11 protein-coding genes and 1 tRNA gene are annotated in these 12,646 nt (G+C 42.0%); 3 read left to right on the forward strand and 9 right to left on the reverse strand.

Annotated elements, in window-relative coordinates:
- Positions 1-164 precede the first annotated feature (164 nt).
- The 7 genes from FC07_RS07030 to FC07_RS07060 all read right to left on the reverse strand — a co-directional run bounded on the left by FC07_RS07030 (position 165) and on the right by FC07_RS07060 (position 6,156).
- The gene (locus FC07_RS07030) at positions 165-818 is read right to left on the reverse strand and encodes a deoxynucleoside kinase (RefSeq protein ID WP_057904421.1); all 654 of its coding nucleotides are present in this window, start codon (positions 816-818) and stop codon (positions 165-167) included.
- Between the two features lie 179 nt (positions 819-997).
- Positions 998-1,069: transfer RNA gene (locus FC07_RS07035), tRNA-Gln, on the reverse strand.
- Positions 1,070-1,159: 90 nt separating this feature from the next.
- The gene (locus tag FC07_RS07040) at positions 1,160-1,831 is read right to left on the reverse strand and encodes a PAS domain-containing protein (protein WP_155797716.1); all 672 of its coding nucleotides are present in this window, start codon (positions 1,829-1,831) and stop codon (positions 1,160-1,162) included.
- On the reverse strand, positions 1,761-2,579 hold the full coding sequence (locus tag FC07_RS07045) for a hemerythrin domain-containing protein (protein WP_057904423.1): 819 nt from the start codon (positions 2,577-2,579) through the stop codon (positions 1,761-1,763). Before FC07_RS07045 ends, FC07_RS07040 begins: the two co-directional genes overlap by 71 nt.
- Before the next feature lie 109 nt (positions 2,580-2,688).
- On the reverse strand, positions 2,689-3,570 hold the full coding sequence (gene fba, locus FC07_RS07050) for a class II fructose-1,6-bisphosphate aldolase (RefSeq protein ID WP_057904424.1): 882 nt from the start codon (positions 3,568-3,570) through the stop codon (positions 2,689-2,691).
- Between the two features lie 237 nt (positions 3,571-3,807).
- A complete protein-coding gene (locus tag FC07_RS07055; protein ID WP_057904425.1) occupies positions 3,808-5,148 on the reverse strand; it encodes a glucose-6-phosphate isomerase in 1,341 nt (446 codons plus the stop codon).
- Positions 5,149-5,295: 147 nt separating this feature from the next.
- Positions 5,296-6,156, reverse strand: a complete 861-nt coding sequence (locus FC07_RS07060; RefSeq protein WP_057904426.1) for a GRP family sugar transporter — start codon at positions 6,154-6,156, stop codon at positions 5,296-5,298.
- Between the two features lie 417 nt (positions 6,157-6,573).
- Here FC07_RS07060 and FC07_RS07065 point away from each other — a divergent pair, with 417 nt between their 5' ends.
- From FC07_RS07065 to FC07_RS07075, 3 genes are all read left to right on the forward strand, one after another.
- The gene (locus FC07_RS07065; RefSeq protein ID WP_057904427.1) at positions 6,574-8,745 is read left to right on the forward strand and encodes an LTA synthase family protein; all 2,172 of its coding nucleotides are present in this window, start codon (positions 6,574-6,576) and stop codon (positions 8,743-8,745) included.
- Between the two features lie 141 nt (positions 8,746-8,886).
- Positions 8,887-9,654, forward strand: coding sequence for a hypothetical protein (locus tag FC07_RS07070; RefSeq protein ID WP_057904428.1), 768 nt, complete (start codon positions 8,887-8,889; stop codon positions 9,652-9,654).
- 17 nt (positions 9,655-9,671) lie between these two features.
- Entirely contained in the window at positions 9,672-10,256 is a 585-nt protein-coding gene (locus FC07_RS07075) for a P-loop NTPase family protein (RefSeq protein WP_057904429.1), read from the forward strand.
- Positions 10,257-10,290: 34 nt separating this feature from the next.
- On the opposite strand, the gene FC07_RS07080 is transcribed toward FC07_RS07075, so the two are convergent.
- Positions 10,291-11,754 carry a sensor histidine kinase gene (locus FC07_RS07080; protein WP_057904430.1) on the reverse strand — a complete coding sequence of 488 codons (1,464 nt, stop codon included), beginning with the start codon at positions 11,752-11,754 and terminating at the stop codon, positions 10,291-10,293.
- Positions 11,751-12,479, reverse strand: coding sequence for a response regulator transcription factor (locus FC07_RS07085; protein WP_057904431.1), 729 nt, complete (start codon positions 12,477-12,479; stop codon positions 11,751-11,753). Before FC07_RS07085 ends, FC07_RS07080 begins: the two co-directional genes overlap by 4 nt.
- Between the last annotated feature and the right edge of the window lie 167 nt (positions 12,480-12,646).

Consider the following 12,646-nt stretch of genomic DNA (forward strand, 5'->3'; position numbering starts at 1 on the left):
GTGTAAAAATCCTCCTATTAAAAAAACAAATTATTTGGTAAATCTTGAAAGGCGTACGTTGGAAGAAGTTTACAAATGAAACTTGTCACCAAAATATTCCGAACAAAGAAGTACTTGCATATAATATACCACGAACTATTATGAATAGCAACGATAAGTCATGATTACGCTTCAGTTAATTTTGTTTGGCGCACGCGTGCTAGTTCTGAATCGATCATCGCTAGGACAGTTGTCACATGTTCAGGCTGACTTAAATCATATTTTTGTAAGTCTACTTTCATTTTAGGGCTTTCGTCATAGTCTTCATACCATTGTTGGTAAGCTGACCAGATTTTGTAGTAGTAATCGTACAAATTATGATCATTTTCGATTTGTTCATAGTCACGGCCGCGCTTTTTGATCCGGTATAAAATCGTTTCAAAATCAGCATCGGCATAAACTAATAAATCTGGCGCTTTCTTAGGAATATCCTTCAATTCACCCATCATGTTGTTTAACAAGGTCAAATAAATCGCAAATTCTTGATCTGTAATATTGCCTTCTTTATTATTCTCTCGTGTGAACAACGCATCTTCATAAATGGAGCGATCTAACACGTTGTTGTCATCCGTTAACGCCTGTTTGATCATTGCAAATCGTTTATTTAAAAAGAAAATCTGAAGTAAAAAACCATACTTTTTAGGATCAGAGTAATAAAGTGGTAAGACTGGGTTATCCCCTACTGGTTCAAAAAAAGCTTCAGTTCCTAAATGTTCTGAAATAAGTCCCGTTAATGTTGTTTTGCCAACACCAATCATCCCTGCTGTTACGATCACCATAATGGACCTCCCTGTAATCTGAGCACAATACCTAGCTGTTGTTATGTATCACAAAACAGCATACCTTATATTGTAGGTCATCTCAATTTAAAGCACAATCCTTTTTCTGAAAAGGCCTTATAAATTTATCAATGCCATTAAAAAAACGACCCATTACTGGATCGCCTGTAAGTCTCTGATTGGGTAACTAGGGATCGAACCTAGAAATTACGGATTCAGAGTCCGTTGCGTTACCATTTCGCTATTACCCAATGATTGAAGTCATTCATATCAACGAGTAATATATTACCGGTTTTTAAAATAATTGTCAAATGCTTTTTCAAAGTTATCCAATCGCACCATTAAAGTCGCTGCTCGCCCGATAGCGCCTGAATGGGTGTAATGTCTTGCGTGACTTCTAAACAGCCTAAGTAAGTCCCCGCAGCATCACGCATGGCAAAATAACGAATATAAACCATTGCTTGGTCATGTAAGTTGATCCAAAAATCAGCATGATCCAACTGACCATTGCGAAAGTCATCCAAAATTCGCTGCACTTTTGGCATACTCTTGGGCGGATGACAATTTACCACAGCGCGCCCGATCACAGCACGTGTGCGGGGAAACACCCGCGCGCCGTTGTCCGAGAACCATTGTACAATATCATGCCGATCCACAAAAGTAATATCAACTGGCAACATGCGTAACAAGCCTTCTAATTGATCTAAGCGCAGTTCCCCGGTTGGCAGGCACACACGGGCTTCTTTGTCCACAGTGAGCTCTAAATGAGGTGCTAAAGCGGCTTTTGCAGTATGTTGTGATCGTTTTACGGTCTGTTGAACAGGTTGCGGCGTAGCCGATATTGACGCCGGCTCGTCTTCAACTGAAATCCGCACATGTGGCCCTGGCGTTTTCACTTCAGGGACATCATTGATTTCTTGAACCATCGATTGATGAGACGCTTTAGTCGCCGCTTGGACGTCCTGTTGCGTCGGCTGCCAAGCTACTGGTTGCGGGATAAACGTAAAAGCCAATCTCAGCACTGCCTTGCGCAACCATCAACCAATCAGCCGTGGTGACCTGCGGCCGGATCATCATCAACATGATCTCTTCTTCTTTAAACACCATTTCATCAATTTCGCCACTGACACGCTGAAGCTGCGTCCCCAACACATGTTCCTCAGGCTGCGCTGCTGCAGCGGAGCGGATGGCCTTTTTCAGCCATTCCCGAATGGTATCGTCTACCTCCCACATGACTTCTGGTGGAGTCCGTGTCCCGTACTTGTCCATTTGATAGTGATAACCGGCTGGCATTTTATCATGACGCGGTGGCGTGGTGATGCTGTATTGATACATAAGTGGGAAAATAAAATTCTCTTTACGCGCATAATGATGGTCCACTTGTCGTAACTGCTGCAAGGTCCACTGAACCTGTTTGAAATCAGCTTGTTGATGTTGCGTGGTCCAACGCTGCCATGCTGGCAGTAACACATCGACTGCTAATAACCGCAGCCATTGATTTTCCAATTTCAAGATTGCCACGGGATGGCCTGGTGCAGCTTCGCCAGTGCCTGGCGTTGGTAAGTCAAGTTGTAGCTGTTGGGCTTGCGTCGGGAGCAAACTATTTTGAATCACTGCTAACGCCAGCGCATCAAACGGTTGCACTGCCGTTAGCTGAGCCAAGCCGTGTTGCGCTGGTCCGACCTGTTGGCTGGCTTGAAAAACAGTTAAAATTTGGCTGAGCTTGACTAATCGTTGGGCCTGCTGAAATTTATCCATCATAACGTCACCTGATTAATTTGAATTCAATGTTAAAAGATAACATTCGCTTACTATTATACCATCAAAAAAGAGACCGCCAAGGCGATCTCTCATTAAACGTGACTTTAATTTAGATTTCTTCAGGAACCATCTTAACTGGGCGAGTACCCATCCAGCCACAGATTTCTTTGAATGTATCTGTAATAGCTTGTGTACCAGGTGCTAATAACTTACGAGGGTCATAGCCTTTACCTTCTTGATCCTTGCCAGCTTCGATATATTCACGAGTTGCTTTTGCAAATGCTAATTGGCATTCAGTGTTGATGTTCAACTTAGAAATACCCATTGAGATTGCTTTTTCAACTTGTTCTTGAGGAATACCAGAACCGCCGTGCAATACAAGTGGTAAGTCGATTGCGTCAGCTAATTCTTGTAAACGATCAAAGTGTAAGCCAGTCCAGTTTGCTGGGTATTTACCATGGATGTTACCAATACCAGCAGCTAAGAAATCAATCCCAGTAGCAGCTAACTTTTTAGCTTCTTCAACGTCAGCTAATTCGCCTTCGCCGATGACACCGTCTTCTTCACCGCCAATTGAACCAACTTCTGCTTCAACAGAAATACCTTTGGCATGTGCTAATTTAACGATTTCTTGTGTCTTTTCCAAGTTTTCTTCAAATGGTAAGTCATGGCCATCAAACATAACAGAGTTGTAGCCAGCTGCAATAGCAGCTTTAGCAGCTTCGTAGTTCCCATGATCCAAATGCATTACAACTGGAACTGTGATATTCATGCTCTTCATAGTAGCTTGAACAAGTTGTTGGCAAAGTTCATAGCCGCCCATGTACTTTGCAGCGCCCATAGAAGTTTGGATCAAAACTGGAACGTTTAATTCTTGTGCACCTTTTAAAATGGCACGTGTCCATTCCAAGTTGTTGGTGTTAAATGCACCAATACAATAATGACCCTTACGAGCTGCTTCAAAAAGTTCAGTACCGTGTACTAATGGCATACTAAAAGCCCTCCTAGAAAATAAAAAGTTTAATTTCTCTTACAGCCACTATTCTAGCATACTTCGTTTCGCTTAGACCAGATTTATCGCCAAAAATTGAAAATTTTCTAATGAAAAGGCTACCATAGCAGCGTTGTTTAAAATGATTCAATCATCCACTTTAGAAATCGGTTTCAATTTTTGCTACAAAAAAACCACAAACTACCAAATGAGTTTGTGGTTTTACCAGGCAACGAATTACAAACGTTCGTTTAATTCTTTGCCAAGGGCTTCAAAGCCAGGCTTGCCTAACAAGGCAAACATGTTCTTCTTATAAGCTTCAACACCTGGTTGGTTGAATGGGTTGATCCCATTTAAATAACCAGATACGGCAACTGCACGTTCGAAGAAGTAAATCATATAGCCTAATGTGTAAGCTGTTTGATCAGGAATGTGTAAGCTCATGACAGGTACACCGCCATCAACGTGGGCTAAAACAACCCCTTGATAAGCTTTGGTGTTGACGAAGTCAATGGACTTGCCTTGTAAGTATTCTAAACCGTCTAAGTTGCCTTCTTCTTCAGGCACTTTTAAATCATGGGTTGGGTTGTCAACTTTGACAACTGTTTCCATCAAATTACGACGGCCTTCTTGAATGTATTGCCCTAATGAGTGCAAATCAGTTGAGAAGTTGGCAGATGATGGGTAGATTCCCTTCTGATCTTTACCTTCTGATTCACCCATTAATTGCTTCCACCATTCTGAGAAGTATTGCAAGGTTGGTTCGTAGTTTTCCAATAATTCGGTTGTATAACCTTTACGGTACAAAATGTTGCGTAATGCAGCATACTTGTAAGCATCGTTTTTGGTAACATCGGCATCAGAATAAGCATCTTCAGCGTCTGCGGCACCTTTCATCATTTGATCGATGTCGCCACCTGCAACGGCGATTGGCAATAAACCAACTGCTGTTAAAACAGTGTAACGGCCGCCAGTACCGTCAGGAATCACGAAGCTTTCGTAACCTTCAGCGTCAGCTTCACTCTTCAAAGCGCCTTTTGCTTTATCAGTTGTCGCATAGATCCGTTCTTTGGCACCTGCTTCACCATATTTAGCAATTAACTTTTCTTTGAAGACCCGGAAAGCAATTGATGGTTCAGTGGTTGTCCCAGACTTAGAGATCACGTTGATCGAGAAGTCCCGGTCGCCGATCAATTCAACCAAGTCATGTAAGTATGATGAGCTGATTGAGTTTCCTGCAAAGAATACTTGTGGAACTTTACGATCGGGTGCCATATTGTAGAAAGTGCTGCTTAAGAAATCGATGGCAGCGCGTGCGCCTAAGTATGAACCACCGATACCGATTGCAACAAAGACTTCAGAATCATTTTGGATCTTTTTAGCAGCCGCTTTGATCCGAGCAAATTCTTCCTTGTCATAGTCATGTGGTAAATGAAGCCAGTCGCGCATTTGTGATTCAACGCCTGTTCCGTTTACAAGTTCTTCGTGAGCTGCGGTGATCATTGGTTGGATCTGACCGAGTTCGTTGTCATGGACAAACGTTTTTAATGCTGAGTCATCAAACGAAATATGTGCCATAAAAATATAGCCTCCTTAAAATAGTAAACTACCGATTATTACTTTAGCCGCTTTAATCCTAAAAAGCAAGATAGGCTACTTATATGGAAGCGTTTTAAATGTAAAGAAATTAAAAAAGTTATCGCCGCAACGATAACTTTCTCAAAATTAGGACTTCATGTAGCCTAATAAAACCCCACCAGCAATGACGAAAATACAGCCTAAAGTGACGTAAACCAACTCGCGTTTGGTTTTCTTTTCGCCTAACAAGAAAATACTGCCCAAGGTAGAAATAATGATCCCACATTGTGACAAGGAATAGGCAACGGCTAAGCCAACTTTTGGAATGGACAAGAACATGAAGACATTCCCAGCCCCCCACATTAACCCAGTCAAAATATTTTTAACAGTCGCTTTATCACGTACATCGTGGTTCCAAGACATGATAATGCCACCGAGTAACATCCCGATTGCTTGTGGTAAGATCACCGCAATCGCATTCACATTGCCCCAATCAACTACAATGGTATAGCCTAAGTACCCCACTGTAGAAAACAGTAAGATTCGGAAACCACGACCAAGTTCAACGTTTTCAGTTGAAAGCGCCTTGCTGGCCGGATCGTTTTTAGAGGTTAACGTTGCCCCTAAAACTAAGATGACTAAGGCAACTAAACCAAAGGCTACATCGTGTCCAGATTGCCATTCATGGAATAACAAGGCCCCCGCTAACGTGTTGGCTACTAACTGCATCCCAGTCGACATTGGCACAGTCCGAGAAACTCCCATGACTTGCATGGATTGGAATTGTTGACCTTGCCCCACACTCCACAGTAAACCAGAAGCCAAGCCAACCGCAAAAACTTTCACATCCAAAACAGGTCGATAAACAATGAAGGCGCCTAATGAAAAAATCAATGCACCAATCGTCATGCCTAATGTTTGTTGGTAAGCGTTACCGCCTAGCTTACCACTGACTAAACCAATACTTCCCCAAGCAATTGCGGGAATCAATGCAATTAATATACTCACAATCGTTCCTCTTTCTCTCTTAGATTTTCTCTGATATACGAAAAGCTATTTTACCGGTTGCCTGCTACGGTTGCAACTGAATTTTAAAGACGTGCCAAAAAACAATTTAAAGGTCTAGTGCTAAAATTTACTAAAATAGTGAAAAGTGTCGAGCTTAAATGCCGTTTAATACGTTTTCATTGAAAAGATTACAATAATGTTACAGTTTCTATTTTTTTGGTCTATTTTTCTGATTTTCAGAAAGCGCCATGAAACGGAATCGTTTTCAATCAACTGCTTTAAGACAACCAAAGTTGCTAAGAAACCGTTAAACTTCGCGTTGATTCAAGGCCAATCTGCCGCGATATGTTGACTTTTGCGTTCCCCAATAGGTAGAATAACGACATTAAGACCAATTCGTTTAAGGGGCGTACAAGCTTGAAAGTAGATCAAAAATATAGATTCTGGAATCGACGCGGCGGCTTTTTTGCATTAGTCGTCGGTCTTTTTTGGCTTAAAACCATGCTGGCCTATTATGGTGACTTTTCCCTAGGGCTTAACGATCCACTGCAACACTTTATTCTCTGGGTCAACCCGCTGGGAACCACGTTGCTCCTTTTTGGGATCGCACTCTATGTGCGCAAGGCCTGGATCAGTTACTTCTTATTATTGGTGATCGACGGTGCCAATTCACTTTTGCTGTACCTAAACGTCATTTATTACCGTCAGTTTACGGACTTTATGACGGTCAATACCATGCTCGGTTATTCGAAGGTTTCAGAAGGCTTAAGTGGCAGTTCCCTCGCTTTAGCAAGCCCTCATGACGTGCTTTACTGGTTGGATATTATTATTTTACTGATTTTACTGCTTGCACGGGTGATCAAGCCTGATCAGCGGCCATTACCTAAAAAGCTGCCTTTATTGATCACTTCATTGTCCGTTTTAATTTTTTCGGCTGATCTAACATTAAGTGAAGCCAATCGGCCCCAACTCCTCACTCGGACCTTTGATCGAACTTACATTGTTAAATATTTAGGAATCGATGCGTTTACAGTTTACGATACCATTAAAACGGCTCAGAATAATCAAGTGCGCGCATCGGCTGATAGTTCCGACCTGGACAGCGTGTTAGATTTTATTAACCAACACTATGCCAAACCGAATCCGAAATACTACGGCATTGCCAAAGGAAAAAACGTCATTGTCATCCATTTGGAAAGTTTCCAGCAGTTTTTAATTGATGACAAAGTTAATGGTAAAACCGTCACACCATTTTTAAACAGTCTCTATCACGATGATCAAACCTACGCCTTTAGTAACTTCTTTAACCAAGTGGGACAAGGGAAAACCTCTGATGCTGAAAATATGTTGGAAACTGGGGTTTACGGCTTACCACAAGGCTCCGTCTTCACAACCTTAGGTTCAGACAATACGTTCCAAGCAGCACCGGCCATTCTCAGCCAACAAGCTGGTTATAGCTCAGCTGTTTTCCACGGTAATGTTGGTAGCTTCTGGAATCGGGATAATGTTTATAAGAACTTTGGGTATCAAAATTTCTTTGATGCCTCCTACTTTGACACCACCGGTGATCGTTCAGAACAATACGGGCTAAAGGATAAGCTCTTATTTGCAAATTCAGTAAAATACCTGGAACGCCTGCAACAACCATTTTATGCGAAGTTTATTACGGTCACCAATCACTTCCCATTCCCATTGGATCAAGAAGACGGCGATTTTCCAATTCCAAATACAGCTGACAAAGCCGTTAATAATTACTTTGCCACTGCGCATTACTTGGATCAGTCTGTCCATGAGTTTTTCAATTATTTAAAGCGTTCCGGCTTATACAAAAACTCCGTGATCGTCATCTATGGTGATCATTATGGCTTATCAAACACTGATAATTTAAGTTTAGCGCCTTTATTAGGCAAAACCGCTGACACTTGGAACGATTATGACAATGCCCAACTCCAGCGGGTACCGTTTATGATCCATATCCCGGGACAGCATAATGGCGGGATCCAAACCCAATACGGTGGTGAAATTGATGTCTTGCCAACTTTGGAACATTTATTAGGCATTAGCAATAAAAATTACGTTCAGTTTGGGACTGACCTCTTCTCGAAACAGCATGACCAAGTGGTGGCGTTTCGGAATAACAATTTTGTCACCCCAACGCATACCGTGATTGATGGCACGATTTACAATAATGCCGATGGCGCAATTATCACCCACCCAGACGCAACGTTGAAAGCCACCATTAAAAAAGAACAGGCAAAAGTTGAAACCGAACTGCAAACGTCGGATACCGTCAACAATAAAAACCTGTTGCGCTTCTATACGCCAACGGGCTTTACACCTGTTAATCCTGAAAAGTACAACTACCACAACGATTTCGGTAAGATCAAAGAAATCGAAAAACAACTCGGCAACCAATCGACTAGCCTATTTTCACAAAATGGTAATAAGAGTACAGTCAGTGATTATCATACAGACGCCCCTGAACTCAAACACCATAATCAGAAAGCAACTAATGATGACAGCAGTAGCAGTAGTGACAGCAGTAGTAGCCTCACTGAAAGCAGTTCGAATTTCTTTAGTGGTCAATAATCAAAAGGTTCTGGCAAGCCAGTTTCAAGCTTGCCGGAACCTTTTTGCATTATTCTTCGCAATTAAATCAGTTTATTGCGAAGATATTCATACTTTTTTCAAATTATTTCTCTATAATCATTTTCATGATGAGGTGAGACAATGAGGATTATTCAGCGTATATTTGCTAGTTTGCGCTACCATCGCGTTGCAGCAATCATTTTAGGTGTGATGATGACCCTATTTTTGCTGTTTAGTTTGAGTACCCTAATTATTCGCGATTTTCAGCAAGTAGCGCTGAATCTGTTTGAATCCCGGCTCAACCTCATTGACCTGCCTCGAAAAACCCTTAAGCAACTGCCGGCCCTACAACAGTTGAGCCAGATTCGTTCCGGGTTAGTCAAAACTACAGGGCAAATTTTTGTTCACAGTTTACTGGTGTTTGGGATCGTCGTATTTATCATTAACACCGTTAGTTTATTGAAACGTCGTTCTGAACTGATTGCGTACAAGATTGCTGGTAAAGGGTCTGCATTAGTCAGCTGGCAAATTGCTTTAGAAAATGTTTTTTTATATTTACTTTTTTATTTAGGCGTTGTGCTTGTTTTGATTTGTTTCCAAGGGACTTATTTAAAAGTGTTGGAGAAAATCAACCAAACGGTGTTTCAACAGCAATTACCCGCAACGCTTAAAACGTTACAACAACATATTACGAACCAACAGCTTGACCAGATTTTCAAAAATCAAATCACTGCCTTTAATGGGCATAACTTGCTGTTTGGGGATACCATTGCCAGTCAGCGCACCTTAGCCGATTATGATCGTTATTTGCTTGCCTTATTATGGCGTGGCTGCTTGATTGTTTTCTCGGCAAGTTACTTGCCGGCACTGTGCTACAACTGGTATTTAAATCGTAAAGTCTTTCGTTAGAAATGAGGTGTTTCAGTTTGTTTTCTTTTCACCCTAAACAGCACCAACAAAACTTCATGCACGAATGGCAAAAAGTCTTCCCACCTGAGCGCCTTTTCTTTTTAGGGGTCACCTCAGCCAAACAGGCCCAAACAATTTGTCATGGTTACTGGCAACTTTTTAATCACTACCACGCCAGCAAACATTTAGGCATCATTGATCAACATCACAATAGTGTCCTGCCCTACCTGACCGTTAAGGAAAATATTCTGATGAGCCAAGAAAATACCATGACTTGGCGCAACGAGCAGCCACAATGGGGGCAACATGCAATTGAACGTGATTTCTTAGAAAAATCCGGAAAAGATCTGGCACCACTGGATCACTTTTACATCCAGTTTTATCGCCAGATCGTAGGTCGTAAAAGTGTGATTCTGGTCAACATGATCCTCGACCACCTGCAGCCAGAAGTCGTGCGCGAGATCATCACACGCCTAACCGCTACTTTAAGGGATACCAAGGCAACGATTATTGTTTTAACTGCTAATCAAGACCTTTTATCGGCCAATCCACAAGACCGTTTAGATGAAATTCCCAGTTTTAAAATTAAAACCAAAAAATAATAAGCATTGGGCCGCCGTAAGGCAGCGCCAATGCTTATTTTGTTGGTGTCGTTTCAGTAGCTGGTGCATCATCCGGGAAAACCAATTTGAAAGTGGTGCCTTTATTTTCTTGGCTTTGAACCTCGATTTGACCATGATGTAACTGAATCAACTGATGAACGATTGCCAAGCCAAGGCCAGATTCACCATACTTGGTATTTTTACGAGATGGATCTGCTTTGTAATAGCGTTCCCAAATATTCTTCACTTGGGCCTCAGACATCCCAATCCCAGTATCTTGAACCGTTAAAATCGTCTCATGGAAACCCGTTTTCGCGGTGACTGTAATGGTGCCCTTTTGGGTAAACTGAATTGAATTTTGCATAATGTTAAACATGATCTGGACAAACCGATCGTAATCAGCGTAAACCATCACATCTGGCTGAGACTGAATGATCAGCTTATCATCGGCCTCTTGGGCTTTCTTCGTCAGCTGCATTTTAATATTTTCCAGTGCTTCCGTTGCATTAAAATGCCGTTTAGATAAGGTGATCTGATTGGTCCGAATCTTTTCGTAATCCAAATTTTCATTTACAATTCGAATCAACCGTTTGGTTTCATTTTGCATTAACTCAATACTTTTACCGCGCATCTCCTCTGGAATGGCATCATATTGCAGACCTTCCAATAACCCATTGATCGTGGTAAGCGGTGTGCGCATTTCGTGAGCGGCATCCGCCATAAATTGGCGCCGGCGTTCTTCCTGGCGCTTAATTTCAGCTTGCGATGCTTGCAACGACTGAGCCATGCTGTTAAAGTCTTCCGCCAGGTCATCAATTTCATCATGTTGCTTCGTTTCCAGATGAATATCAAAGTCGCCCCGCGCCACCTTATGCACGGCGCCTCGTAAGCGATTGATCCGCAAAATTTGATACCTGGCTAAAATGTAACTCAGAATAATGGCCGCAACACTGGAAATCAGCAACGCAATAAATAAATTATGCTCGATTTTTGCCAGATTGGCATGCACATCCGACACCAGTGAGCCAACTGAGATCACCGCTTTTAGCTTACCATCATAGAAATACGGCACTAGCACATCCGTCATTTCAGCACCATTGTTCCGGCGATTAATATCCCGATCAGACGTCCGGCGAATGCGCTCACCGTTTTCCAGCCGTTTCCAATCCGCTTTGGTCACACTGTGCTTTTGATTTTCTGGCAAAAGTGGGTAGATCATCTCATTGTCCCCATTAAAAATCGCAAAATGGACCTTTTGCTGGGACAAAACAGCCTCACTATTTTTCAGCATGCTAATTTCAAACCCGTGAAACGTCGCCGTTTGTTTATCCACGGTTAGTGCTTGTTGCATCAGGCTATCCGCATAACCTTCCAATTGATTCCAAGTGTTGTTATACACCATTCGTGTCGTAAATTGAATAAAAAACAAACCAACGATCAATAACGTCGCCATAATAACGGCAAAAAACGCCAGCATTTGCTGATAGATCAGTTTCATGAGGCAACCACACCCGAGTCGTCAAACTTGTACCCTACGCCCCAAACCGTTTGAATGACTTGTGGCCCAACCTTTTCGATTTTTTGGCGTAACTTTTTAATATGGGCATCAACTGTGCGCTCATCCCCGTAATACTGGTAATCCCATACCAATTCCAACAATTGTTCCCGTGAGAAGACTTGCCGCGGATTTTTCGCCAGTGTGTGTAGCAAATCAAATTCTTTTGGTGTTAATCCCTCGATCTGCTTGTCCATTAAATAGGCTTCCCGGGTTTTTGTATTCAGCTTAAAATGATCCGTTTGCACATCAAAATCACTAGTGGTATTTTGCGTTGCAGTCCCCTCTGAGGTTTCACTGAGTTCAGCCCGCCGGTGCAAGGCCTTGATCCGTGCAATTAATGTCATCGGACTAAAGGGTTTGGTCACATAATCATCCGCACCCATTTCCAAACCTAACACTTGATCGGACTCAGAGTCCCGCGCCGTTAACATAATGATCGGCACTGTTTTCGAGGTTTCTCGTAATTTTTGGGCGACTTGCATGCCATCTAAGCCCGGTAAATTGAGATCCAATGTAATAATGTCAAACGCATCCGGTGTGGCGTTGAAGATCTCCAACGCTTCTTGGCCATCATACGCAAAAACAGCCTCCCATTTTTCCTTCGTAAAAAACATATTCATCATTTCTGAAACAGACTTATTATCTTCAATCATTAAAATTTTCAAGGCGGACACCCTTTCACCTGATTATCGCTTATTAGTCATTATTATACCGCATTTTGGACATTGATAAAGTTTTCTGAAAACACTGTGTCACATCCACTCACTTTTGTTACACTTAACTTAACACTTGTCCTGATAGAGGCAAGTCTTTTTTGCCAAAATAACGTTAA

The organism is Loigolactobacillus bifermentans DSM 20003, from assembly GCF_001434575.1.
GTDB classification, from domain to species: Bacteria; Bacillota; Bacilli; order Lactobacillales; family Lactobacillaceae; genus Loigolactobacillus; species Loigolactobacillus bifermentans.